The organism is Bradyrhizobium zhengyangense (assembly GCF_022012435.1).
Classification (GTDB): Bacteria; Pseudomonadota; Alphaproteobacteria; order Rhizobiales; family Xanthobacteraceae; genus Bradyrhizobium; species Bradyrhizobium zhengyangense.
This window is the reverse complement of record NZ_JAKLUA010000001.1, coordinates 1,253,457-1,277,588: the sequence shown is the minus strand read 5'-3', so window position 1 is coordinate 1,277,588 and position 24,132 is coordinate 1,253,457. Positions and strand designations below refer to the sequence as shown.

At 63.7% G+C, this 24,132-nt stretch carries 25 protein-coding genes and 2 pseudogenes; 14 read left to right on the top strand and 13 right to left on the bottom strand.

Features of this window, described 5'->3' with window-relative positions:
- Positions 1 to 25 precede the first annotated feature (25 nt).
- Entirely contained in the window at positions 26 to 1,165 is a 1,140-nt protein-coding gene (locus L6637_RS06230; protein ID WP_237869635.1) for a glucuronate isomerase, read from the bottom strand.
- 353 nt (positions 1,166 to 1,518) lie between these two features.
- Here L6637_RS06230 and L6637_RS06225 point away from each other — a divergent pair, with 353 nt between their 5' ends.
- Positions 1,519 to 1,827 (top strand): hypothetical protein, encoded by a 309-nt coding sequence (locus tag L6637_RS06225; RefSeq protein WP_237858806.1) that lies wholly within the window; start codon positions 1,519 to 1,521, stop codon positions 1,825 to 1,827.
- 13 nt (positions 1,828 to 1,840) lie between these two features.
- On the opposite strand, the gene L6637_RS06220 is transcribed toward L6637_RS06225, so the two are convergent.
- Together L6637_RS06220 and L6637_RS06215 are read right to left on the bottom strand one after the other, a co-directional pair.
- On the bottom strand, positions 1,841 to 3,076 hold the full coding sequence (locus tag L6637_RS06220; protein WP_237858804.1) for a carboxylate-amine ligase: 1,236 nt from the start codon (positions 3,074 to 3,076) through the stop codon (positions 1,841 to 1,843).
- Between the two features lie 20 nt (positions 3,077 to 3,096).
- Positions 3,097 to 3,381: pseudogene (locus tag L6637_RS06215) on the bottom strand (class II glutamine amidotransferase); the annotation flags it as partial.
- A gap of 325 nt (positions 3,382 to 3,706) precedes the next feature.
- Here L6637_RS06215 and nhaA point away from each other — a divergent pair.
- A complete protein-coding gene (nhaA, locus tag L6637_RS06210) occupies positions 3,707 to 4,933 on the top strand; it encodes a Na+/H+ antiporter NhaA (protein ID WP_237869634.1) in 1,227 nt (408 codons plus the stop codon).
- A 17-nt stretch (positions 4,934 to 4,950) separates the two neighbouring features.
- Here the strand turns inward: nhaA and L6637_RS06205 are convergent.
- The 3 genes and pseudogenes from L6637_RS06205 to L6637_RS06195 all read right to left on the bottom strand — a co-directional run bounded on the left by L6637_RS06205 (position 4,951) and on the right by L6637_RS06195 (position 8,045).
- Positions 4,951 to 5,579: pseudogene (locus L6637_RS06205) on the bottom strand (FMN-binding negative transcriptional regulator).
- A gap of 107 nt (positions 5,580 to 5,686) precedes the next feature.
- Positions 5,687 to 6,277 carry a redoxin domain-containing protein gene (locus tag L6637_RS06200; protein WP_237869633.1) on the bottom strand — a complete coding sequence of 197 codons (591 nt, stop codon included), beginning with the start codon at positions 6,275 to 6,277 and terminating at the stop codon, positions 5,687 to 5,689.
- Positions 6,278 to 6,293: 16 nt separating this feature from the next.
- Positions 6,294 to 8,045: an MOSC and FAD-binding oxidoreductase domain-containing protein gene (locus L6637_RS06195; RefSeq protein WP_237869632.1), complete on the bottom strand. Its 1,752-nt coding sequence runs from the start codon at positions 8,043 to 8,045 to the stop codon at positions 6,294 to 6,296.
- A gap of 184 nt (positions 8,046 to 8,229) precedes the next feature.
- Between L6637_RS06195 and L6637_RS06190 the strand changes: the two genes are divergently transcribed.
- From L6637_RS06190 to L6637_RS06170, 5 genes are all read left to right on the top strand, one after another.
- Complete coding sequence (locus L6637_RS06190; protein WP_237869630.1) at positions 8,230 to 8,610, top strand: nuclear transport factor 2 family protein; 381 nt, start codon at positions 8,230 to 8,232, stop codon at positions 8,608 to 8,610.
- 355 nt (positions 8,611 to 8,965) lie between these two features.
- The gene (locus tag L6637_RS06185) at positions 8,966 to 9,412 is read left to right on the top strand and encodes a TerB family tellurite resistance protein (protein WP_237869628.1); all 447 of its coding nucleotides are present in this window, start codon (positions 8,966 to 8,968) and stop codon (positions 9,410 to 9,412) included.
- Between the two features lie 2 nt (positions 9,413 to 9,414).
- Positions 9,415 to 9,777 (top strand): hypothetical protein, encoded by a 363-nt coding sequence (locus tag L6637_RS06180; protein WP_237858791.1) that lies wholly within the window; start codon positions 9,415 to 9,417, stop codon positions 9,775 to 9,777.
- Positions 9,774 to 10,412: a TerC family protein gene (locus L6637_RS06175; RefSeq protein ID WP_237869625.1), complete on the top strand. Its 639-nt coding sequence runs from the start codon at positions 9,774 to 9,776 to the stop codon at positions 10,410 to 10,412. Before L6637_RS06180 ends, L6637_RS06175 begins: the two co-directional genes overlap by 4 nt.
- 29 nt (positions 10,413 to 10,441) lie before the next feature.
- A complete protein-coding gene (locus L6637_RS06170) occupies positions 10,442 to 11,014 on the top strand; it encodes a TIGR00645 family protein (RefSeq protein WP_237869624.1) in 573 nt (190 codons plus the stop codon).
- Positions 11,015 to 11,032: 18 nt separating this feature from the next.
- Here the strand turns inward: L6637_RS06170 and L6637_RS06165 are convergent, their stop codons facing one another.
- Both L6637_RS06165 and L6637_RS06160 read right to left on the bottom strand, forming a co-directional pair.
- A complete protein-coding gene (locus tag L6637_RS06165) occupies positions 11,033 to 11,980 on the bottom strand; it encodes a helix-turn-helix domain-containing protein (RefSeq protein WP_237858784.1) in 948 nt (315 codons plus the stop codon).
- Between the two features lie 101 nt (positions 11,981 to 12,081).
- Positions 12,082 to 13,020 carry a LysR family transcriptional regulator gene (locus tag L6637_RS06160; RefSeq protein WP_237869621.1) on the bottom strand — a complete coding sequence of 313 codons (939 nt, stop codon included), beginning with the start codon at positions 13,018 to 13,020 and terminating at the stop codon, positions 12,082 to 12,084.
- A gap of 160 nt (positions 13,021 to 13,180) precedes the next feature.
- On the opposite strand from L6637_RS06160, the gene L6637_RS06155 reads away from it, so the two are divergent.
- Entirely contained in the window at positions 13,181 to 13,753 is a 573-nt protein-coding gene (locus L6637_RS06155) for a hypothetical protein (protein WP_237858780.1), read from the top strand.
- 129 nt (positions 13,754 to 13,882) lie between these two features.
- Positions 13,883 to 14,260, top strand: coding sequence for a hypothetical protein (locus L6637_RS06150; protein WP_237869620.1), 378 nt, complete (start codon positions 13,883 to 13,885; stop codon positions 14,258 to 14,260).
- Positions 14,261 to 14,263: 3 nt separating this feature from the next.
- Here L6637_RS06150 and L6637_RS06145 read toward each other — a convergent pair whose 3' ends face one another.
- Positions 14,264 to 14,641 carry a winged helix-turn-helix domain-containing protein gene (locus L6637_RS06145; protein WP_237858778.1) on the bottom strand — a complete coding sequence of 126 codons (378 nt, stop codon included), beginning with the start codon at positions 14,639 to 14,641 and terminating at the stop codon, positions 14,264 to 14,266.
- 198 nt (positions 14,642 to 14,839) lie between these two features.
- Here L6637_RS06145 and L6637_RS06140 point away from each other — a divergent pair, with 198 nt between their 5' ends.
- Positions 14,840 to 15,103 (top strand): hypothetical protein, encoded by a 264-nt coding sequence (locus tag L6637_RS06140; RefSeq protein ID WP_237858777.1) that lies wholly within the window; start codon positions 14,840 to 14,842, stop codon positions 15,101 to 15,103.
- Here the strand turns inward: L6637_RS06140 and L6637_RS06135 are convergent.
- Positions 15,100 to 15,891 (bottom strand): COG4705 family protein, encoded by a 792-nt coding sequence (locus L6637_RS06135; protein ID WP_237869618.1) that lies wholly within the window; start codon positions 15,889 to 15,891, stop codon positions 15,100 to 15,102. The genes L6637_RS06140 and L6637_RS06135 overlap by 4 nt on opposite strands.
- A gap of 143 nt (positions 15,892 to 16,034) precedes the next feature.
- Positions 16,035 to 16,931 carry an alpha/beta hydrolase family protein gene (locus L6637_RS06130; RefSeq protein WP_237869615.1) on the bottom strand — a complete coding sequence of 299 codons (897 nt, stop codon included), beginning with the start codon at positions 16,929 to 16,931 and terminating at the stop codon, positions 16,035 to 16,037.
- Positions 16,932 to 17,111: 180 nt separating this feature from the next.
- Between L6637_RS06130 and L6637_RS06125 the strand changes: the two genes are divergently transcribed.
- From L6637_RS06125 to L6637_RS06115, 3 genes are read left to right on the top strand one after another with little or no spacing between them, the layout of a single operon-like run.
- A complete protein-coding gene (locus L6637_RS06125; protein ID WP_237858774.1) occupies positions 17,112 to 18,500 on the top strand; it encodes a class II 3-deoxy-7-phosphoheptulonate synthase in 1,389 nt (462 codons plus the stop codon).
- A 4-nt stretch (positions 18,501 to 18,504) separates the two neighbouring features.
- A complete protein-coding gene (locus L6637_RS06120; protein WP_237858772.1) occupies positions 18,505 to 18,858 on the top strand; it encodes a diacylglycerol kinase in 354 nt (117 codons plus the stop codon).
- Positions 18,859 to 18,873: 15 nt separating this feature from the next.
- On the top strand, positions 18,874 to 20,631 hold the full coding sequence (locus tag L6637_RS06115; RefSeq protein WP_237858770.1) for an NAD+ synthase: 1,758 nt from the start codon (positions 18,874 to 18,876) through the stop codon (positions 20,629 to 20,631).
- Between the two features lie 139 nt (positions 20,632 to 20,770).
- On the opposite strand, the gene L6637_RS06110 is transcribed toward L6637_RS06115, so the two are convergent.
- The gene (locus L6637_RS06110) at positions 20,771 to 21,949 is read right to left on the bottom strand and encodes a DUF2865 domain-containing protein (protein ID WP_237858768.1); all 1,179 of its coding nucleotides are present in this window, start codon (positions 21,947 to 21,949) and stop codon (positions 20,771 to 20,773) included.
- A gap of 143 nt (positions 21,950 to 22,092) precedes the next feature.
- Entirely contained in the window at positions 22,093 to 22,398 is a 306-nt protein-coding gene (locus L6637_RS06105) for a hypothetical protein (RefSeq protein ID WP_237858766.1), read from the bottom strand.
- 293 nt (positions 22,399 to 22,691) lie between these two features.
- Between L6637_RS06105 and cysS the strand changes: the two genes are divergently transcribed.
- On the top strand, positions 22,692 to 24,089 hold the full coding sequence (gene cysS / locus L6637_RS06100; protein WP_237869613.1) for a cysteine--tRNA ligase: 1,398 nt from the start codon (positions 22,692 to 22,694) through the stop codon (positions 24,087 to 24,089).
- Positions 24,090 to 24,132: the final 43 nt, after the last annotated feature.

Genomic DNA, 24,132 nt, shown 5'->3' with positions numbered 1-24,132 from the left:
GCTTCGGCGGGCCGTTTTTTTCGGCTTACGCGTAGAGATATCCGACCGGTTTGCCTTCGGTGCGCAGCGGACGAATGTCCCTCTGCGTGATGATCTGGCTGGCCAGGCCGTCGATCTCGTCGCGCTGCGTCGGGGTCCAGCTGCGAAGATCGTTGATGCCCTTGAGAAGACCGAGCCGAAGCAGGTGGGTGTTCTCGGCGAGGCCGACGAGGCTGATCGCATCCTTGCCCGCCGTCACCACATCGCCGGCAGAGAGCTCGAAGCGCTCGCTATCCTTCTTCTTGAACTCGGCGCTGCCGCGAATGACGCGATAGATCACGACCTCGCCCTTGGCAAAGCACGACGCGTCCGCGGTCGCAGACGTACTCTTCGGCAGGAGCGCGTGCCCACGCGGATCAGTTGCGATGACGTGGCCGGTCACGAGATGACCGCTCGGAATCTCGATGCCGATATCGCGCACGTAAACCTGCTGGGCCGATTTGACCGAACCGTCGGTGAGCGGCTTGTAGAGCGCATCCAGCGCGAGGGGATCCTGGAGCCAGAAGCCGGCGTCAGTGGGACGATCATGCAGCGGATGGCTCCAGGCCACGCGCGGCGTTTCGTCTTCGTTGATCTGATCCGGACCGACGATGGTCGGGTTCGGGAAGGTGGTGGGATCGGTGATGAAGGCTTCGAGGAATTTGCCGGAATAGCCCATCGAAATCGGATCCGGCACCACGGTCTGCGGCGTCTTCAAATTCTCTTCGGTTGGCAAACCCGACCAGGTGTAGAACAGCTGGCGGTGCACGATCGCGCTTTGCAGCATCACCGCGCCGGGGCCGACATTGTACCAGCGCCCGTCATAGTCGAAGGTGAACGCGCCCGAGGTGACCAGCACGAGCTGAAAGCCGCCGGGGGGCAGGTGCAGATGGAAGTCGGTGGGGCCGGTGTCGGGGCGATAGATCGGCAGGTTGGTCGCGACCTCGTGGAGCAGGAAGGTCTCGTTGTTGGCGTGAAAGCCTTCGTTGGCGCGATTGTAAAGCGCTTGCGGACGGTAGGTCGCTTCGAACTTGGCATTCCTGTCGCGATCGATCGCAACGAAGTCCTGGGCGTTGAGGCGGAGCGGTGCGCCGTTCGGATGGGTGAGGCCGGTGGTCTTGAGATCGCCCGCAGCATGCACGTTCATGACGTTCTCCGCTCTGCGCCGTTGCCAAGCTTGCAATGTCATTGCGAATTTTGGGCCAGTTGATTTGCGGAGCAGCGAGCGCGCCCGGCGCCGCCGTGCGGCGAACGGGCCAGGAAAAAATCCGTTGGCTGCACGGGAGGTTAGATCGGCTGCTGACGTCGATCGCACAGCGCTGCGCGAGGACGTCGCGATTCCCGGACGGCGGCGTGACTTGTCTAATTTGTCAGCAAGCGTCTCAGTGCACGTGCAGTGGCGCCGTCGACGGATCGCGCGTGACACCGCAATTAGTCGGGGCGGTGATTGACATTTTGTTCATGTTTTGTTCTTATGCTGCGACCGAGATGGAGGCAGCCATGGACAACCGCATCAACGACATTCGCAGAACCATCAGAGCGCTCCGCGTCAGCATGCGCGAGGCTGAGGCGATCATGCACGAGCAGATCAACCGCGATGAGGATTGCAGCTTCGTGGCGCAGGAGGTCATCAAGATGCGCTCGGTCATGAGTCTGCTGGTGAAGGAGCGGACCGCACTCGGCGATTTCGAGCCGATCGTCGTGAGCAGCTTCTTCATTCCGCGGCGCAGGTCGGCACGAAAGCTGGCGGCTGCGCAGGCTCCAACTGTCGAGTCCGTGTTCCGACCTCGCTCGGTGGCGCGGGCGTGAGGCGAAGGACGCCTCAAGCGCTATGGGGCGCCTGGGTACTGTGCATGATCGGCGCGCTCGCTCCTGAGATCGTCGATTGAGCGATCCATCGTGACACGGCTGCGATGTCGTCGCCGTTGTCGCGATAGGCGCGAAGCTGGAATTCAGCCGAGCTGCCGCGGTCCACAATGGTGCGGCAATGCTCGATCTCGGCGGCGCAGCCTAACGCGTCGGCGTCCTCAATGGTGTCATCGATGATTCGGGAGAGCATTTCCGAGATCGTCACCGGACCGTCCTTGGATGCAAAGATGCAATCAGTGCCGTAGCGCTGGGCGCGCCATTTGTTCTCGACCGCAATCGCGCGTTCGACCGCAGTAACCTGCTTCGACAGATGGGGCCGCAGATAGAGCTGGCGCGTCAGGCAGCGATACAGCGAGGCAATGGCGACGGCGTCGTCGACGAAGGTGCAGGTGTCGGGCGCGCGAAGCTCCAGTGTCGGATGCTTCATCGACGGCCGCATCGCCCACCAGATGTGGCTCTCGTCGGGGATCACGCCGGAGCGCTGCAATGCGCCGACATAGTCGTCGTATTCGCGCTTGCTCTCGAACAGCTCGGGCAGTCCGGTGCGTGGAAGCTCGGAATAGGCCGCGAGCCGATAGCCCTTCAGTCCCGTCTTGTGCGAATTCCAGAACGGCGAGGATGCCGCGAGCGCGATGAACAGCGGCAGATGCGGCAGCATCGCCCGCAACACCGCCATACGCTTCTCGGGATCCGGCAGTTGAACATGCACGTGCATGCCGCACATCATGTTGCGGTGGCCGATGCTGCGCAGATCCTCGATCATCTCCTCGTAGCGTGGCTTCGGGCTCGGCTGCGACATGCGCCAGACCGCCGTGGGGTGCGTGCCGCAGGCCATGATGACAAAGCCGTATTGCGCGGCGACGTTGCCGACCTCGCGGCGCAGGAACCTCAGCTCTTCCCGTGCGTCATTGACATCGACGTGAACATTGGTGGCCACCTCGAGCTGGGACTGCAACATCTCGCGCATGGCCTGGCCGCCGGTCGACCAGTTCGCCGATTCGAACAGCTCGTTCGGAGTCTGGATCGCGACCTCGAGGGTATGACGATCGGCGAGGAAATACTCCTCCTCGATTCCGAAGGAATAGTCGGCCGCCTTGCCGCGGCCGCCAGCGGAGCGAATGACGAGATGCTGTCGGTCGTCGGAGGATTCGAGACGCAGCAATTTCAAAACGTCCAAAGCAATTGTCATTGTGCCACCCGGCGACGGTACTACCTGCGGGCGATAATCCGTCGGACGGGGGCCGGTTCCGCCTCGGAGCCACTGGAAATTGCAAGGTCGAACGGAACAATTTTCGCAGCTTCGAATGCGCGCGCGATCAGCGCGTGGTTCGCTGGCACTTCCGTCCGGTCCGTTTCCTTGTCGAACGGCTCTGACACGACAATGACCTGGTCGCCAACCTCGCGGAAATAGAGTGTGTTGGCGACATCGTTGACGGCGATGCGAAACGCATAGAGCTCGCGTCCATTGGCGATAGCGCTGGTGAAGCGCAGCCGAGCTCAGATGACGGCAGAGGTCGCGCAGATTCTCATCGCTCTGTGCCATCAGCGAATGCTCGTACTCGGTAACGTGAGGCTCGAACGAGGTGGTCTCGGCCCTGTGTGCGATCCAGCGGCACATGCGGTTCCCGTGCGGCAAAGTGTCATGAAGGTGCATCAACCATCCTCAGCTCGTCGCGGTTCCTGCCTCTTGCTCGACGCAGGCTCGCGCGGAGTGGGTTGTCTTAACGCTCGCGCCGTGTAGAAGAGCCGTGGGTGCTCACTGCATGTCGCGGTGACAGGTCAAGCGATGGTCGGGCCGCCACGCAGGATGCGTGTGCCCATGAACGATCAGCTGCCCGGCAGGCACCTGCCCAACTCACCGTTTTTCGTTGAGCGAGCGTTCTTGGCGCTCCAGCAGTTCGTGCATGTCGAGGCCGTCAGCGGCGTCATGCTACTGGTTGTCACGGCTTCCGCACTGCTGTGGGCGAACTCACCCTTCGCTCATTCGTATCATGAGGTCTGGAACCTGCCGATCTCATTTCACTTCGGTGGGTTCGTCTTCGTCAAATCCCTGCATTTCTGGATCAACGATGCATTGATGACGATCTTCTTCCTCGTCGTCGGCATGGAAATCCGCCGCGAACTCCACGAGGGGGCGCTGAGCCGGTTTGATCAGGCCGCAGTGCCGGTGGTGGCGGCCGTTGGCGGTGTGGTCGTCCCCGCGCTGATCTATTTGAGCTTGAACACCGTCGCGGGTCGCGGCCAAGGCTGGGCGATCCCAACTGCGACGGATATCGCCTTTGCGGTCGGCGTGCTCGCACTGTTGGGGCGATCGATTCCCGCCGGCATCAGAGTGTTTTTGCTGGCCCTGGCCATTATCGATGACATCATCGCGGTTCTCATCATCGCACTGTTTTACACGAGCGGACTCGATTCCAGCGGCTTTCTAGTCGCAGCACTCGGCGTGCTCCTGGCGCTCGGGCTTCAACGGCTCGGCTTCGACTCCGCGATTGCCTATATCCTGCCGGGCGTGATTGTCTGGGCGGGATTCCTCATGGCCGGCCTCCATCCGACACTCGCAGGTGTTGTGCTCGGCTTGATCACGCCGGTTCGCTCGGCGGCGCCCGAGGTCGTGCCACCTGTCATCCGCGTCGAGACGGCACTGCATCCCTGGGTGGCCTACGCCATCATGCCGCTGTTCGCGCTGGCCAACGCCGGTATCGACCTCAGAAACGCCAAATTTGCTGACGGAGCGGAATTCGTGGCGCTCGGTATCGGGCTCGCGCTGTGCGCGGGAAAACCCATCGGCGTGATTGGTGCGGCCTGGCTTGCGGTGCGGGCAGGTGGATGCCGACTCGCGCCAGGTGTGACGTGGCCCGGCGTCTGCCTCATCGGGCTTTTGGCCGGCATTGGCTTCACCATGTCGATCTTCATCGCCATGCTCGCGTTCACCGATGAGAGAATGCTGGATGCGGCGAAATTCGGCGTGCTGCTCGGCTCGCTCATCTCAGTGACGCTCGGCCTCGGCTGGGGCGCGGAATACGCGCAAAGGCACCGCGATCAGTAAAGCGGCGCTGTCGATCGTCAATCCGACAGCGGGATCAGGCCTGCGACCTCGCGATCACCGGCGTTGTCGCTCGCCGCGAGGCCCTGCGCGACACCGATGCGATCGGCCTCCGGCCGGTTCTGGCTCATCTTGCGCTTGCCTTCGAACCGCGCCACGGGGATGCGCACTCCGACAATCCCGCGCAGCTGCGCGGCGATGAAGTCGGCAGGCGCGTCACTGACCGCCCAAGGCTCTGCGCGCGCGCCTTCGTGCTTGCTTGTCAGCCGCGTCACGACCTCGAGCAAGCGCTCCGGCTCCTGGAAAAATTCCACCGGGCCGTAGGCATGCACGGCGATGTAGTTCCAGGTCGGTACGACCTTTTCGGTCTCCTGCTTGGTCGCGTACCAGGACGGCGTCACATAGCATCGGGGCCTGAGAAGATCGCGAGCGCATCGCCGATCGGCGGCAGCTTCCATTGCGGATTGGCTTTCGCGACATGCCCATACAGCGCGCCGCGCTCGCCTTCGTTCTCGTCGAGGAAAAGCGGCAACGGTGTCGCGACCGGACCCTCCGTGGTCGCCGTCACGAGGCTCGCGAGGCGGGCTGCGCGAATGGTTGCGCGGATGCTCTCGATGTCGTCGTCCCTGAAAGCCGGGGGGATGTACATGGCGTGTCTCCGTTCTTGATACGGAGATAGCCGGAATCCGGCCTGTCATAAACGGCCGGTTTCAGCGATTTCATCGGGCCAGATCGGCAATCGCCTGCACTTCAGCCCTATTCGCCGAGCGTTTCGGCGTAAGTCTTGCCGTAGGGATAAAAATGCTCCTTGTGGCCCTGATCCCATTGCGCCTTGAATCCGGGCGCAGTGATGTCCCAATCCGGACGGCAGCTCATGCTGACGGCTCGGAGATCCGCGCGAAGCTCTTCGACGGTCGGGCGACCGAAGAACCAGTAGCCGTTGTAAATCTTGTGAATGCGCAAGCCGGGCGCCAGCACGATGACATGCGGAATCATCGGATTGTGGACGGGATCAGTGTATTCGGCGATGTCGAGATCCTTCTGCACGATCCGCCTGGGATCGGACAGGAAAGGCCAGTGGGCTCCGGCGCCGGTTCGATATTCGTTGGTCTGGATGATGGTATCGGTGGTGATGGTGACGAGCCGGCAATAGCCGACCTCCATCTCGCGATGGAGCTGCAGCAGACCTTCGGTCTGGCGACGGTCCTTCGGACAGAAGCCGCCGCGGCCGAGCACGACAATCATGGGATCGATGCCCTGCAGCTCCGAGAGCCTGCGGTGCTTGCCGGTGTGGTCGCTGAGTTCGTAGTCCGGGAAGGTCGCTCCTGGCATCATGTCGGGTCGCATGAGGCTCTCCTGTGTCTTAAAGATCGATCACGATGTCGCTGTGTGGCTGGGCGCAGCAGATCAGAACATTTCCGTCCGCTGGTGCGTCGAGCGGATCGGGCGCATAGCTGACGTCACCGGCAATGAGGCCGCTCTCGCAGTTGTGGCAAACTCCCGTCCGGCATGACCAGCGCACGGGGATGTCGCAGGCCTCGGCCAGCTCGAGCAGGCTGGCATAGGACGGTCCCCAGCGAAGATTGAGGCCACTGCGAGCAAAGGACACCATGGGCCCGGCGCCCGGCGGTCCCGCCGGGACATGCGGGAGTGTCCTTTTTGTCGACGTTGCGATGCCGGGCGTCAGCGACGGTCCGGCGCCGAACAACTCGGTGTGGATACGATCGGGCGCGACGCCCCCCGCGCGGAGCCCCGAGGTGAGGTCGCTCATGAAGGGGCCGGGTCCGCACAGATAGAAGTCGGCGTCTTGCGGCAAATCGAGCTGCCGGAGCAGGGCAGCATCTAGATGTCCGACGCTGTCGAAATCCATCTCCAGCCGATCGCCGGGATCGGGCCTGCTGTAGCAGACATGGCTGTGATGGTGGGGAAGCCTGGTCAGGAGTTCGCGCACCTCGGTCGCGAAGGCGTGCTCGCGGCCGTTGCGGGTGCCGTGCAGCCACCAGACGTCTCGCGGCGATGCTTCTGCTGCGAGCGCGTGAAGCATGGCGAGCACCGGCGTCACGCCAATGCCGGCGCTGAGCAGGACGACGGGCCGCGTGTCCCGTCGCAGCGTAAAGCTGCCGCGGGGCGCACCGAGTTGCACGACGTCGCCGGGCCGGAGCTGGTCGGCGACGTATGTGCTGGCGATGCCGTGCGGCTCCCGTTTGATGCTGAGGCGGTAGGACGCCGCATCGGCGCGGCTCGACAGTGAATAGCTGCGGGTCATCGCCGTCGTGTCGGAAGTCCCGAGCCTGACGATGATGAACTGACCGGGCAGGCCGGCAGCGCCGGCATGTCCATCCGCAGGTTCGAGGACCAACGACGTCACGTCGTTGGTTTCGACGATCTTGCGCACGACGCGAAATGGCCGGAATCCGCGCCATGCGGGGGGCGGGCTCGCCGCCGGGCCGAGCCCGGCATTGCCGGCTGTCGCATTCTGGCCAAGCAGGGCCTCGAAGGAACGACGCCAGCCACGGCTCAGCGCCGGGATCTTCAGCGCGCGTTCGAGACGGTCACGCGGGTGAGGAGGCAGGTAAAGCAGCGCGTTGATCTCGGACACGCTCATGCTTTGAGGTCCACGCGCGACCTGAATGATCTCGTCGCCGGCCCCGACGTCACCTTCGTCGATCACGCGAAAATAGAAGCCAGGCCGGCCGTGCTTGACCAGCAGCGCAGCCATATCCGGTTCTTCCATGCGAATGCCGAGCCGGTAGCAGGTGACGCGCGGCTGCGTGACTTCAAACAGGGCAGAGCCGATCCTGTAACGATCTCCGATGCAGACCTCGCTATCGGCCAGGCCTTCGACCGTGAAGTTCTCGCCGAATTGACCGGGGACAAGGTTCGCGCGCCCCAGATGTCTTTGCCAGTAACGATAGGACTCGTCCTGATAGACGTACACGGCACGCTGTTCGCCCCCGTGACCCGCTGTATCGCCCTGGCCATCGCCGTCGATGTTGAGCTGCCGCACCCTGCGCCGCCCTTCGATGGGATACTTCCAAATGCCGGTATGGACGATCCTGCCTTGCCAGGCGACATCGCGCGGCAGGCCGACATTGACGGACAGCAAGCGTACCATTTCTGTTCCCCGGCTTGGCCTGCGCGGCGCTGCGACCGGGCGGATTCCGGATCGAGGCAGTGTCAATCTGCATCCAGATCGTGGCTTTGGCGCGTTAGGCGTTGTTAGACTTTGCTAGATGGTCTTGCCGCCGGCCGACGGCACGCTGATTTAAAGACCGGAAACGACAAGGCGGGAGGTAGCGATGGATGACCTGGCCCTGCGCGCGGCGCTGCAGCGCCATTGGGATGCTTCGGATGCAAACGATTTCGAGGCAGAGCACGACATCTATCGCGAGGATGCCGTGCTCGACTATCCGCAGTCCGGCGAGCGCATCCGCGGCCGCCGGAACATTCAGGAGAGCCGTTTCGTGCAGCCGAACAAGAAGCGCTTCACGGTGCGGCGGATCATCGGCGGCGGCGATCTCTGGGTCAGCGAATTCGTGTTGACCTATGACGGTGTGCCGTCCTACGTCGTCAGCATCATGGAATTCCGCGACGGATTGGTGGCGCACGAAACGCAGTATTTCGGCGACCGGTTCGATCCGTCACCATCGCGCGCGCATCTCGTGGAGCGGGTGGGGTAGATCAACTTTCTCCGTCATTGCGAGCGTAGCGAAGCAATCCAAGTCCTTCCACGGTGGCAGCCTGGATTGCTTCGCTGCGCTCGCAATGACGACGGGAACCGAACCCCGCTGCGGCGGCTGGTCGCAGTCGTGTCGCCTTGATTACGGCCCACCCATCTTTATCTCTCAAGCGAACAAGAATCCGGGCCCCTCTGGCGAGGACGCTGACCATCTCAGCAAAACCTCGCGATGTCGGATGACCTGTCCCGCGCGAATGCGATGGATCGGCCGATTGTCGGGCCTTCTTGAGCTCTCTCCGACCCGATCGTCCCCATTGCAGCTCCGTGCGGCCATTTCGCAAGCAAAGGGAGCAACGATGTCTGACGCCAACTATTCCAATCCCATCGAACTCGAGATCACCGAGCCATCTCGCTTCAACGAGCAGGCTGCGGCGGCGCTGGTGATATCAGGCGCGCTGGTTGCCGTCGCCGATCGCCGCGTCTCTCCGGTCGAGCGCGACGAGGTGATCCGCTTCATCAGGGAACGCGGTCTGGCGCCGCATATCAGCGATGACCGCCTGTCCTCCATGTTCGACGAGCTCGCTGCGCGGCTCGAGGAGCCTGACTTTGCCAATGTCGTGATCGACACACTGCGTCCGGTCTCGGACTTGCCGCTGTCGTCCCATCTCATCGAGCTGTCGGAGCGTGTCGCGGCGGCGGACGAAGACGTGCACCCGCACGAAGTGCAGGCGATCAAGCTGTTGCGCCTGCTGACGCTGGTGCTGCCGCGCGCCAAGCCGGTCGAAGCGGCCGCGAAGGGGTGATCATGAGCGCAGCTTCGGACGAGCAGAGGACGAAATTCGAGGCTGCCAGTGGCAGGCCTGCCGGTGGCGACCCGCGGCTCGACGCGCTCGTCCATCGATTGCCGCCGCGCGTTGCCAGCACCGTCGACTATCTCCTGCAACCCTCCAGCCGCTGGGTCCGGATTCCCTCGGGCGCGCTGCTCGTCGTCGGTGGCGTGCTGTCCTTCCTGCCGGTGCTCGGCGTCTGGATGCTGCCGCTCGGCCTCGCGCTGCTCGCCGAGGACGTGCCGGCGCTGCGCGCGTCACGCTCAAAGGCTTTCGACTGGATCGAGCGTCGCAAGCCGCACTGGCTGGATCCGTCCGCTCCGAAGAATGATGAGACATGATCGACTTCATCACGGCTGACGCGCTGACCGCGTTAGTCCAGGTCGTTCTGATCGACCTCGTGCTCGCCGGCGACAATGCCGTCGTCATCGGCCTTGCCGCCGCCGGTCTGCCGGCCGAGCAGCGCCGCCGCGCCATCGTCGTCGGCATCATCGCGGCCACAGGCTTGCGCATCGTCTTTGCCGGCGTCGCGACGCAGCTTCTGCAAGTGATCGGCCTGCTGCTGGCCGGCGGCGTGCTGTTGCTGTGGGTGTGCTGGAAGATGTGGCGTGAGCTGCGCGAGCAGGCCGCGCAGTCCAGACAGCTCGCGTTCAGCCATGGCGGCGGCGCGACCGGTGCGACCGCGCCCCGGAAAACCTTCGGGCAGGCGGCGATGCAGATCGTTGCCGCCGACGTCTCGATGTCGCTCGACAACGTGCTCGCTGTTGCGGGTGCCGCGCGCGAGCATCCCTACATCCTGGCCTTCGGCCTGCTCCTGTCGGTCGCGCTGATGGGCGTTGCCGCCGATCTGCTCGGCCGCGTGCTGCAGACTCAGCGCTGGATCGCCTATGTCGGTCTCGCCATCATCGTCTACGTCGCCTTCGAGATGATCTATCGCGGCTCGCTCGAGCTCGCGCCCGTGATCGCTAGCCTCTGAACCCCGCCTTCGCCTTCCTGGAGTCATTGATGTCGTCTGAACCCAAAGCACCTTTGGCGAACCCGCCAATCGGCCTGTTTCCGCGGTTGATCTTCGGCTCGCGCTGGCTGCAATTGCCGCTCTATATCGGCCTCATCGTCGCACAGGCGGTCTATGTGCTGCTGTTCCTGAAGGAGCTGTGGCACCTCGTCGCGCACTCCTTCGACGCCAGCGAGCAGCAGATCATGCTGGTCGTGCTCGGGTTGATCGACGTCGTCATGATCTCCAACCTGCTCGTGATGGTGATCGTCGGCGGCTACGAGACCTTCGTCTCGCGCCTGAACCTGCGCGGCCATCCCGATGAGCCGGAATGGCTGAGCCACGTCAATGCCAGCGTGCTCAAGATCAAGCTCGCGATGGCGATCGTCGGCATCTCCTCGATTTCACTGCTCAGGACTTTCATCGAGGCGGGTAACCTCGGCACCACGCGCAGCAATTTCACCGAGACCGGCGTGATGTGGCAGGTGCTGATCCACCTGACCTTCATCATCTCGGCGATCGGCATCGCCTGGGTCGATCGTCTCAGCGAGAATGGACATCGCAAGGAGAACGGTCACGCGTGATGACGTGAGCTGGTCTGATCAGAGACGCCGGCTCCGCGCCAGCGTCTCGGAGGGCATCTCGCCGAACGCCACCCGGTAGCCGCGCGAGAAGTCGCCGAGGTGCCAGAAGCCGTTGCCGAGAGCCGCGGCCTTGACGCTCAAGCCAGAGAAGCCGGACATGAGCTGGATGCGGGTAGACCACAGCCGCTTGAGCCGCAGATAATGATGCAAGCTCACGCCGTGCACCGCATGCGTCGCGGTCTGGAGTGTGCGCACCGAGATGTTGAGCGCGGCGGCGAGGTCTTCGCTGTAGAGCGGGCGGCTGCCGAACGTCGCCGCGACTTCGTCGAGCTGCGCGATCAGTTTGCGGTGCTTGTCGAACGAACCCGGCCGTGCGCGGAGACTGTCGGACGCCACCAGCGTGTCGTCGAGGCAGGCGAGCAGCGTCTCCTGGATCGGCCGGTTGAGCATGGCGAACTCCCTGGGGTCGTTGAGGCTGGAGGCCAGGTTGAACATGCTCGTGATCGCGGTTCGCAGCCGTGTCATGGCCGCGTCTTGTGGACGGTAATAGCTAAGCCCGCTGGTGTAGTCAGCCCAGCCGCGATGGCGCATTTCCGAGTTGAAGCGCATCATCAGGTAGGTGTTGGTGCCATATGCGAGGGAATCGATCGGGACCTTGCCACGCACGACGTTCACCACGGAGCTGTCGATCTCATGGCCGTTGGTGATTGAGTGAAACGAAAACGGGACCGTGAGGCCGATGCCCTGGTCGGTGCCGACCTCGGCCTCGAAACGGCGAGCGAAGGCGCGCTGGAACACGAACAGCCCGTCCTGGAGCGGCAGGATGGCGCGCGACAGCGAGACCTCATGCGGGCGCAGCGGCGTGCTGACGCCGAGGCCGAGGACGTCATTGGCGCGAAACTCGTCGAAGTCCGAGAAACGCTCGATGCGGAGGATGCGCGAAGCTGTGAGCTGACGTATCGGCATGTCTGGATACGGCGCGCTGCCAGGAGGAGGGGAAATAATGCGTGGAAGGTATCAGATGGCCGGCCCTCAGCCCTATTCCGGGAAACTACTGCGACGCCTCATCACACGACTTGCGCATATGCGGCATTCTCTCGACGCTCGCGCTCGCCCAGTTCCCGCACCAGCTCCTGGAGAAATGAGTCCGTGACGGCGGGCAGGGTGCGCTCGGCGCGGACATAGATGCCGAGATCGGACCAGACCGGGCTGCCGGCATTGTCGAGCGGCAGGAACACGAGCTGCGCGTCGCGCGATAGCCTGATAATACCGAGCTGGGTCTGGAAGGCGACGCCGACGCCCCGCGCGGCGAGCTCGCGCATCAGGTCGATCGAGTTGGCCTGAATCGCCGGCTCCGGCGTTTCGGAGCGCTGCGCGATCAAGGGCTGCAGCAAATGGTAGATCGACAGCTCCGGCAGCGCCTGAATGATGGGGAAGGCGAGACATTGCTCCAGCGTCACGGTCTTGCGGCGCGCCAGCGGATGCTCGCGGGCGACGAGCGCCCCGAGGCGAAACCGCTTCAATGCGACCTGGCGCAGATCGGGCGGATGAATGAGCGCGATGGCGATGCCGATATCGGCCTCGCCCCGGCGCAGGGCTTCGAGCACGTCGGACGATCCCATCACCTCGGTGGTGAAGCTGACACGCCGATTCCTGCTGCGATGTGAGGCGATCAGATCCGGCAACACCGACTCCGTGAGGGACTCGATACAGGCGATGCTGATGGTGCCGTGCCAGGCGCCGGACAGCGAGGCGACATCCGAGCGGAAGCGGTCGAGGTCCTGCAGCACGTTCATGACGTGGCGTGCCAGCATCTCGCCGACTGTAGTCAGCGTCAGGCCGCGCGCGGTTCGCTCGAATAAGGGCGATCCAACCTCTTGTTCAAGCTTGAGAATTTGCCGGCTGACGGCCGAGGAAGCGACGTTCAGGAGGCGTGCTGCGGCTCGGATCGAGCCGGTGCGACGGACGGCGTGAAAGTACTGGATCGAAGGTGAATGAAAGCGCATGGGACCCTTGGTGCCACTATAGCTGTTGCCGAAACGGCAGCAACCTGTGCGAAATTCTCTGCCTTTTGAGAGCGCTGAGTTCTCCCTAGTGTCATGTGCCAACGGGCCCCTCGGGCCCGCGCGGTGACGCGCCCGCAACGATGCGGCAGGGGATTTTGGGGTGAATGAGACGATCGCTTGCGAGCTGGAGCACGGGCGGGATGCCCGTCTGGTCGACCGCCGCCGCGCGGCTGCTTATGTCGGCGTGACCGCCGGCCGCTTCGAGCAGCTGGTGCGCGACAATGTCGTGCCGCCGCCTGTCATGGTCGACAACAAGAGGCGCTGGCCGATCGCGTTGCTCGACGATGCCAGGGAAGCGGTCGGCAGTAGCTTGCCGTCGCAGCGGGTGGTGCAAACCGAAGTCGAGGCGCGTCCGTGCGACCGCGACGCCTTGCCGTCTTCGCGAGAGCTGCCAGATGCGGGCTGGTTCGAGCAGCGCGCGAGCTTCGTCCAGCGCGTGCGCCGCTCGCTGCTCTCGGGCAACGAGATCCGCCTGCTGCGCGAGTTCAAGCTGCTCAAGCAGAAAGAGATCAGCATGTACGGCTACTATGGCAGCTTCGAAGCGCTGATGGTGCGCGGCTATATCGTCGAGATCGACCGCAAGCCGCCGTCGAGCCGCCCCTTGGTGACCTATCGCCTCACCGTGCCGGGCCAGCAGGTGATCGCCGCGCTGAAGGACCATCCGGTCTTCTGATCCGCCGCGTTATTTGAGAGTTTCGTAGACCCTCGGATATCGATCAATTCCAGAAAAAGCGGCTGGACGCGGCTCGACGTGTCGATATATCGTGACGGATATAGCGGAGTGTGTTCCCGGGACGTGATGATGGAAATCAAGGTGAGGCAGCTCACGACCTGCGAGGTAGCGTCCGATGGCGGAGCGATCTCGCTGGGCTTCGAGGATGTGTCGGGCAATCCCGCCGCGGTCAGCGTCTCGCTCAACCAGGTCGGCGCTCTCATCATGACGCTGCCCGGATTGCTCGAGGCGGCGCTGAAGGCCCGCTACGGCGACCAGAGCTTGCGCTACGCCTATCCGCTGGCATCCTGGGTGCTGGAACAATCCACCGACACGACCCAGCGCATCATCACGCTGGAGACCGAGGACGGTTTCAAGGTCCGCTTCTCGATCCCGAGGGATGAGCAGAGCCTGCTGGGCGAAGCGCTGGTCCAGCCGATGCCCAAGATGATGGCGCGGCCGAATTGACGGTCAAGAGGACTTGCGGGAACGGACGATGTCGCTCTTGAGTGCTTCCAGGTCCTTGTGCGCGGCGCGTGCGGCGTCGCGCTCGATCTTGCGGTAGCGCGCGACAAGCTTTTCGCCGAACGGGGTCAGCATGGCGCCGCCGCCGTTCTTGCCGCCGGCCTGCGGCTCGACCGCGGGATGTCCGCAGATCCGGTTGATCTCGTCGACGAGATCCCAGGCGCGCTTGTACGACATGTCCATGGCGCGGCTGGCCGCGGAGATCGAGCCTTGTTCGCGGATCTGCTCCAGAAGCTCGATCTTGCCGGGCCCGATCCGGTCCTCGCCGTCGAGGTCGATGCGAAGGCTCAGCTGGGGCAGAGATTTGGCGCTCGCGCGCGACATGACGGCGTCTCTTGAACGGTTCTAATTCGAGCTTGCCATTCTTGATGACGCCTAATCAAGCGGGCTCTCTTTTCGAGATCGATAAAATTGTCTGCAATCCGTTCAGGAGCGGCAAACCGTGCGGATAAGAAGCGTGGCGCCTTAAACCAGAGGTTTGGAACCGACCTGCATTCTGCCGCAAAAGGGCAGGGCATCAACATGTCAGTTCTCAAGGAGGTCGTCGCAGCAGTCATGGGAGTCTACGCACTCCTGTTTGCATGCGACACATTGTTCGGGGTCGGCGAGGCGCGCTTCGACGATTCCTATTATAGCGCCAGCTTCTACGCGCCGAAGCCGCAGGAATTCCGTTTCGCCAGCGACACGCCGCCGGCGACCCGCGTCAGCGACGCCTTTGCGCAATTCTCGGCGGCGGAAGCCAAGCCGAACAAGCGCTACTCGTCTCTGACGACGATCATTCGCTAGGCGCGCTCGGCTGCTTGATCGCCCGGATGCTGTCCGGCGCGCTGCGGAATCAGCAGCAGGCAGATCACCATGAATGCCGCGATGACGGCGGAGGCCAATGGTCGGCTGAGCGCCAGCCCGCCCTGACCGAGCGGCTTGTCGAGGAAGTCGCCGACGGTCGCGCCCAGAGGTCGCGTCAGGATGAAGGCGGCCCAGAACAGGGTCACGCGCGAGACACGCGTCCAGAAATACAGCGCTGCGACCACGGCGAGTCCGGCCGCGAAGATCAGCGCGCCGCCGCGATAGCCCATGTCGCCGGTGTCGGCGATCCAGTCGCCGAGCGCGGTCCCCAGCGTCTGCGAGAAAGTGATTGCACCCCAGTAGAAGGCTTCGACCCGCGGCGCGCTGACGCTGTTGACCGAGATGGTTCCTTCGGAGCGATACCAGAAGCCGAGCACCAGCACCAGACAGACCAGCAGCAGCGTCGCGCCGCCGGTGTAGCCGATGCCGAGCGAACGGTCGGCGAAGTCGGCCATCGTGGTCCCGAATGTGGTCGAGGCCACGATGGTTGACCAATAAAGTGCTGGATGGAATTTCTGCGCGCGGATCTGTGCCGCGACGAGGACGACCATCGCCGCCAGGAACAGGCACGTACCCGCGAGATAACCCCAGTTCAGCGTCATCGTCACGGTATCGCCGCCGGTCTCGCCCAGCGTCGTGGCTGCGATCTTGATGATCCAGAAGCCGAGCGTGACCTCGGGGACCTTGCTTTCGCTGACGGGGCCGCCGCTCCTGGAGTGATGTTCCATGATGTCCTCGTCGCGTCGAGTGTGGTCGCAACGAGATCAACCGCGTTGCCGCCCCTTTGGCATTCGCAAACGACGGTGGCGGAAATCAGTTTCAATTTGGCAGACAACGAAGACGTGATGAGCGGCAATGCCGCCGCCAGACGTCACTCCCCCTGGATCCACTCCGCCACGCCGCGCCACAGCGTGTCGCGATGGTCGGGGCGGAAGAAGCCGAAATGGCCGATCGCTTTTGCGCTGACGTCGGACGGCTTCACTGTCAGCACCTCCGGCTTGATCGCCGTGAAACCTGACGTGAGCAGCTCGACAGCGGGCCGCGTCGCCCAGGGATCGTCGGAAAAGCAGAGCGCGCGCAGCTCGCCTTTGAACTTCGCAAAGTTCTCCAGCGCCGGCAGTTTTGAATCGAACAGATAGCGCGGGCTCGAAACCCAATCGGCCCATTGCAGGAACACCCCTTTGGGCAAATCCTCGCCGATGCCGACCCAGCCTGGCGCGTAGCCGAATGCGTGGACCAGCGGCACGCCAATGAGGTTCATGAAGGCGAAGACGCGATATTTCTCCGGCGACGTCATCAGCCGCCAGGTCGCGGCCTGGGAGGCCACGAACGCCGCGCGCGAAATCTCGCTGTTGTTCTCGATCAGCCCGAGCGCCTGACCGCCGAAGGAGTGGCCGACGTAAGCGAGCGGAAGGCCATGATAGCGTTCACGCATCCAGCGCACCGCGGCGGTGACGTCCTGCGCGGCCCAGTCCGACATCGAGGCCTTGAAGCCAACCAGCGATTTCGGCTGGTTGTAGCCGACCATCGCGGGCAGCCGGGAGTCGCCAATGCCGCGATAATCGTAAGTCAGCACCGCGCAGCCGCGATGGGCGAGGTAGGAGGCAAAGCCCTTGTAGATTTTGCGCGGGACGGCGGTCGCCGAATTGATCAGGACGGCATGGCGCTTGGCGCCGCGCGGCAGGAACAGCGTGCCTGTCAGCGCATATCCGTCGGTCGCCGGGAAGCTGATCTCGTCGATGAAAACGTCGTCCAGTGGCGCGTCCATGGGGGAAGCTGTCTTGCCGGTTTGCTCTGCCACCCCCAGCAAATGCGAATTCGGCTTTTCCCGCAAGGGTTTGCGTCGCGAAATGGATTTACAACTGGCGATGTCGCGCCAGCCTGTGTATAAGGCGGCCCTCGCAACCCACAGATCAGGTTGCACTTTTCGCTTCACGGAGAGATTGCGATGTCCGAGCGGTGGACGCCCGAGTCCTGGCGCAGCAAGCCGGTGCTACAGGTGCCCGAATATCCCGACGCCAAGGCCTTGGCCGACGTCGAGGCGCAGCTTGCAACGTTTCCGCCGCTGGTGTTCGCCGGCGAGGCGCGCAATCTGAAGAAGGCGCTGGGGCGCGTTGCGGCCGGCGATGCCTTCCTGCTGCAGGGCGGCGATTGCGCCGAGAGCTTTGCCGAGCACGGTGCCAACAACATCCGCGACTTCTTCCGCGTGCTGCTGCAGATGGCGGTGGTACTGACCTATGCCGGCGCCGTGCCGGTGGTGAAGGTCGGCCGCATCGCCGGCCAGTTTGCCAAGCCGCGGTCGTCGCCGACCGAGAAGGTTGATGGCGTCGAGCTGCCGAGCTATCGCGGCGACATCGTCAACGACATCGCCTTCACCAAGGAAGCGCGCGTGCCGGATCCGCAGCGCCAGCTGATGGCCTATCGCCAGTCGGCCGCGACGTTGAACCTCTTGCGCGCGTTCGCGACCGGCGGCTACGCCAATCTCGGCAGCGTGCATGAGTGGATGCTCGGCTTCCTCAAGGATTCACCGCAATCCCGCCGCTACAAGGAGCTGGCCGACCGCATCTCGGACGCGCTCAACTTCATGCGCGCCTGCGGCCTCGACCTCGAAAGCCATCCGGAGCTGCGCGCCACCGATTTCTACACCAGCCATGAGGCGCTGCTGCTCGGCTACGAGCAGGCCATGACCCGCGTCGATTCCACGACCGGCGACTGGTACGCGACCTCTGGCCACATGATCTGGATCGGCGACCGCACCCGCCAGCTCGATCACGGGCATGTCGAATATTTCCGCGGCATCAAGAACCCGATCGGCCTCAAGTGCGGCCCGTCGCTCAAGCCCGACGAGCTGCTGAAGCTGATCGACGTGCTCAACCCCGACAACGAGCCGGGCCGGCTGACGCTGATCAACCGCTTCGGCTCCGACAAGGTCGCCGATCATCTGCCGGGCCTGATCCGCGCGGTGAAGCGCGAAGGCAAGGTGGTGGTCTGGTCGTGCGATCCCATGCACGGCAACACCATCACCTCCACGTCAGGCTACAAGACGCGGCCGTTCGATCGCGTGCTGTCGGAGGTGAAGTCGTTCTTCACCATCCACGCCGCGGAAGGCACTCATGCCGGCGGCGTGCATCTTGAGATGACCGGCCAAGACGTTACCGAATGCATCGGCGGCGCCCGCGCCATCACCGACGAGGATCTCAACGACCGCTATCACACGGTCTGCGATCCCCGGCTCAATGCGGAGCAATCCATCGACATGGCCTTCCTGGTCGCCGAACTGCTGAAGCAGGAACGAGCCGGCAAGGTTCGGCCGATGCCGGCCGCAGCGGGGCTCTAAGACCTTGCTGCGGATCTGGAAGGCCACGATCAATTCCCGCAACGGAATGGCCTTTGCGTTCCGTTCGGAGCAGGCCATCCGCGAGGAGGTCTTTGCGCTGATCCTGTCGCTGCCGGTGGCGTGGTTCGTCGCCGCAACCGCGATGCGGGCAGTTGAGCTCGTGTGTGCGGTTGCGTTCGTGCTGGTCGTGGAGCTGCTCAACACCGCGATCGAGAAACTCGCCGACCGCCTGACCATGGATCACGACAAGCAGATCGGGCGGGTCAAGGACATGGGCTCGGCTGCAGTTGGCGTCGCGCTGCTGATGGCCGGCGCATTCTGGATCATCGCCATCGTCGAGCGATTGGGATTCCTCTAGCTGGACGAGGCGGCCATGACCGAACGTCTCAACGCCTTCGCGGTCACGCTCGCCCAGCTCAATCCGACCATGGGCGATATCGAGGGCAATGCCGCCAAGGTTCGCGTCGCACGCGCGCGCGCCATCGCCGATGGCGCCGATCTCGTGCTGTTTCCGGAATTGTTCATCGCCGGCTATCCGCCGGAGGATCTGGTGCAGAAGCCGGCCTTCCAGGCGGCCTGCCGCGTCGCGATCGAAACGCTCGCGCGCGAGACTGCTGACGGTGGCCCGGCCTTGCTGGTCGGCACGCCCTGGGTCGAGGACGGCAAGCTCTACAATGCCTGCGCGCTGCTCGATGGCGGGCGCATCGCCGGCCTGCGGTTCAAATGCAATCTGCCGAATTACGGCGTGTTTGACGAGAAGCGATTGTTTTCGCGCGGGCCTGCCTCAGGTCCTGTCACCGTGCGTGGCGTGCGGATCGGCGTGCCGATCTGCGAGGATATCTGGCTGGAAGAGTCCGAGGATTACGAGAACGTTGTCGAGACGCTGGCCGAGACCGGCGCCGAAATCATCCTGGTGCCGAATGGCTCGCCCTATGCCCGCGACAAGAACGATGTGCGTCTGTCGGTGGCGGTCGCGCGCGTCACCGAAAGCGGCCTGCCGCTGGTCTATCTCAACCAGGTTTGCGGCCAGGACGAACTCGTGTTCGACGGAGCCTCGTTCGCGCTCAATGGCGATCTCTCGCTCGCCGCGCAACTGCCGGCATTCGCAGAGAGCGTCACGACCTTGCGCTTCGTCAGGACCGGCGGGGATTGGCGCTGCACCGGTCCAATCGCAGAGCAGCCCGAAGGCGACCGCGCTGATTACGCTGCCTGTGTGCTGGGCCTGCGCGACTACGTCGCCAAGAACGGCTTTCCCGGTGTACTGCTCGGTATCTCCGGTGGCATCGACTCCGCGCTGTGTGCGGCGATCGCGGTGGATGCGCTTGGGGCAGATCAGGTGCATGGCGTGATGCTGCCGTATCGTTACACAGCGGCTCACTCGATTGCCGATGCCGGCGAGCTCGCCGGCCATCTCGGTATCCGTTACGAAGTGCTGCCGATCGCGGAAGCCGTAACCGGCTTCGAGACCATCCTGTCCGGCCTCTTCAAGAACCTGCCGCATGATATTACCGAGGAAAATCTTCAAGCTCGGACCCGCGGCACGCTGCTGATGGCGATCTCCAACAAGACCGGGCTGATGGTGGTGACGACAGGCAACAAGTCGGAGATGTCGGTCGGCTACGCCACGCTCTATGGCGACATGAACGGCGGCTTCAATCCGATCAAGGACATCTACAAGACCCAAGTGTTTCGGCTCGCAAGCTTGCGCAATGCATGGAAGCCGGAGGGGGCACTCGGGCCCGCAGGCGAGGTGATTCCGCCTGATATCATCACGCGTCCGCCGACGGCCGAATTGCGTGAAAACCAGACCGATCAGGATTCATTGCCGCCTTACGACGTGCTCGATGCGATCCTGGAGCGTCTGGTCGAACGCGAGGAGCCGCTCGACCAGATCATCGAAGCCGGCTTCGACCGCGAGACGGTGTCCCGGATCGACCATCTGCTCAACGTCGCCGAATACAAGCGCCGCCAGGCCGCACCCGGGGTGAAGGTCACGCGCAAAAACTTCGGCCGCGACCGCCGCTATCCCATCACCAACCGCTTCCGCGATCGGGGCGAGAAGCTGCCCGCACCCGATGAGACCCTGGTGTCACGCGGCAGCAAGGCGTCGATCGACGCGTTCGAGGGGTAGCCATTCATTCCGCTGTCATCATCCGCGAAAGCGGATGATCCAGTACTCCGCGGCGGATATCGTGAAAACCAATCGGCGCCGCGGAGTACTGGATGCCCCGCTTTCGCGGGGCATGACAGCTGAGTTGGGGGCTGAGTTACTACTTCTGCTGCGGCAGGAAGGTCGGGCCGACCGAGCGGATCGGCTTGTTTTCCGAGGTCGCGGTTGCGCTCGAATCCGCAGGTGGCGTCGTCGCCGGCGCGGCGGCGGTGGCCGGAGCTGCGCCCTTCTTGCCATTCGCAGGTGCGCCCTTGGTGAGCTGCCGTTGCTGCATCTTCTTGGCGCTTTCCTCGGTGACGATGATGTCACCCTGCTGCTCGACCGCGGCCTTGTCGTCGGCCGATTTCAACGCGTCGGCCCAGCTCTGGCCGGCCGCCTTGCAGGAGCAGGACGGGTTGAACTCGCTGCGGAATTTGAAGGCGGTCGGCAGCGACGTGTAGGGCTGACCGCTGATCGAGACCGCGGAGTTCATGTCCTCGCCGGGATTGCGGTGGGCATAGAGCACCGCTTCGGCTGCCGGGCACAACGCCTTGCAGGTCTTCTCGTCGTCCGGGAAGCGCGCCGGCACGGTCGCAAACGAGATCGGGAAATAGGCGCCGTCGCAGGTGCGCACGCACACGGTGCGATAGGTGCCGGATTGCGGGCCGAGATCGGATGGCGGCACACCTTGCGGATTATTCGGGTTGTTGCCGCCGCCGAACAGATTGCTCAGGAAGTTGCCGGCGCCTTGCGACTGCGCGGCATTGGCGTATTGCGGGCCGCAATTGTTCTGCGCGAGCGCAATCAGCACCGAGCGACGCTGGCTGTCGCGCTCGGGGTTGCCGCCGCCCGGACCGCCACCGCGCAGGCGCTCGAGATTGCTAGTGATCTGGTCCAGGTTGGCGCGCATCTGCTGGATCTGGGTGTTAACCGGACCGCATTGTGCGGATTGGCCGTTGAACAGCGAGAAGAAGCCGGACGAGTCGCAGCCCATGCGCTTGGCCTGCATGGTGACGCGATCGAGCTCAGCCTGCTGCTTGGCCTGGGAATCCTGGTAGCGGCGGATCTGGTCCTCGCGGGCAGGGTCGCTGCCGCCGCGATCCAGCGCGGCGAGCTGGCCTTCCAGGCGCACGCACATCGGGTTCGGTCCGAGGCCGCTTTGGGCAGGCGGAGGCGGCGCCGCTCCGGGCGGGCCAGCCTGGGCGAAGGCATCGGTGGCGAGCACGACGCTGAGAAGCACGGTGCAGGCAAGGAGAAAGCGGGGACGGGACAGAGACAAAAATTCAGGCATATCCGCCATTCTAGCGAGGTCACGGCCGCAAGTGACTTACCGATGCGATTTGGGAGGCCGACGCGCGCCCTCCAATAGCCGCTTCCCGCGGCATCGTCACGTCGTTTCAGGGGCCGAAGACTGGTCCTAAGGTCCGCCAGTTCCGAGCGAATTCAGCGCTGGCAGGTGATTGCGACATATTCGTCGCAATGGCCATGGGAGCAGTTTGCGCCGGATTTGGGGACAGAGCCGGTAATTTCGTCGGGATCGACCCGGCGGTAGGCGGATGCCTGTGCAAAGTCCCGTGACTGGCAGTAGGTGCGGGCGACCTGGGCGCCGCATTTATCGCCCTTGGCTAGGCACTGGTCGACGCCATGGCCGTCGGCCTGGTTGCCAATGATGAAGACGCGGGTCTCGGCCCAGGCGCTGGATGCAGCAAGGATCGAGGCGCAGGAAATAAGCGCGAGCAAGGATCGCATGAAAACACCTTGGGGCAAAAATAGGAACCGCCAGTTCCAGAATGGGCTCAAATGGTTAAGGATGATGAACCATCTCGGCGGGGGGCCGCGCTTTGCGGAAATAAAGCGGCATTTCCGTGGCTCTCTTGACGAAAGCCGGCCTGATAGCCCATATGTCGCCGCATGAACGGTCTCCTCGCCATCTGCATTATTTGCCGCGAGATTACGAGCTAGCGATTCGCTGGCTGGAGCCGTCTTTTCTCAAAACACATTGAGAGCACTGGACGCCCGGCCAACAGCCGACGGGTGTCCATATGGAATTGCGTCTCTACGATACGTTGACGAAGGAGAAGCGCACCTTCGTGCCGCTCGATGCGAACAACGTCCGCATGTATGTCTGCGGACCGACCGTCTATGACTTCGCCCATATCGGCAACGCCCGGCCGGTGATCGTGTTCGACGTGCTGTTTCGGCTGCTTCGCCATCTCTATGGCGAGGCGCACGTCAAATATGTCCGCAACATCACCGACGTTGACGACAAGATCAACGACCGCGCCGCGCGGGACTTTCCCGGCCTGCCGTTGAACGAGGCGATCCGCAAGGTCACCGAGCAGACCGGCAGGCAGTTTCACGCCGACGTCGATGCGCTTGGCGCGCTCCGTCCGAGCGTCGAGCCGCGCGCGACCGAGCATATCGCCGAGATGCGCGAGATCATCGAACGGCTCGTTGCCGGTGGCTTCGCATATGCCGCCGAGGACCACGTGCTGTTCTCACCGCAGGCGATGAATGCGGCCAACGACGGACTGCCGCGCTACGGCGCGCTGTCTAATCGCTCGCTGGACGAGATGATCGCCGGCGCCCGCGTCGATGTCGCGCCCTACAAGAAGGACAACACCGATTTCGTGCTGTGGAAGCCATCCAAGCCCGGCGAGCCATCCTGGCCGTCGCCATCAGGCATCAAGGCCGAGGGCCGTCCGGGCTGGCACATCGAGTGCTCGGCCATGGCGTGGAAGCATCTCGGCGAGCAGTTCGACATCCATGGCGGCGGCATCGATCTCGTGTTTCCGCATCACGAGAACGAGGTCGCGCAGACCTGCTGCGCCTTCCACCGGCAGCGCATGGCGAACTACTGGATGCACAACGGCTTTCTGCAGGTCGAGAGCGAGAAGATGTCGAAGAGCCTCGGCAACTTCATCACCATCCACGAACTGCTGGCGGACTGGCCGGGTGAAGTGCTGCGCCTCAACATGTTGAAAACGCACTACACCTCGCCGATCGACTGGACCATGAAGTCGCTGGAGGAGAGCGGCAAGACGCTTGACGACTGGTATCGGATCGCCGCCGACGTCGAACCCGGCAAGCCGGCTGCGTCCGTGGTCGACGCGCTGCTCGACGATCTCAACACACCGCAGGCGATCGCGGCGCTGCACGGCCTACGGGGCAGCGCCGTGCCCGCGCTTGCGGGCTCGTTGCGGCTGCTCGGCTTCCTCTCCGAGAGCGCGGCGCAATGGAAGGATCGCAAGCAGCAGGCGAGCGGCGTCGACGTCAACGAGGTCGAACGCCTGATCTCGGAGCGGACGGCCGCGCGTGCGCGCAAGGATTTCGCCGAGTCTGACCGTATTCGCGATCAGCTCGCCGCCATGGGGGTCCTGATCAAGGATGGCAAGGACGCCGAGGGCAAGCCGGTGACGACCTGGGAGCTCAAGCGATGACCCGGCCCGACACGCCTTTTCCGAGGCATTGGCTCTATTACAT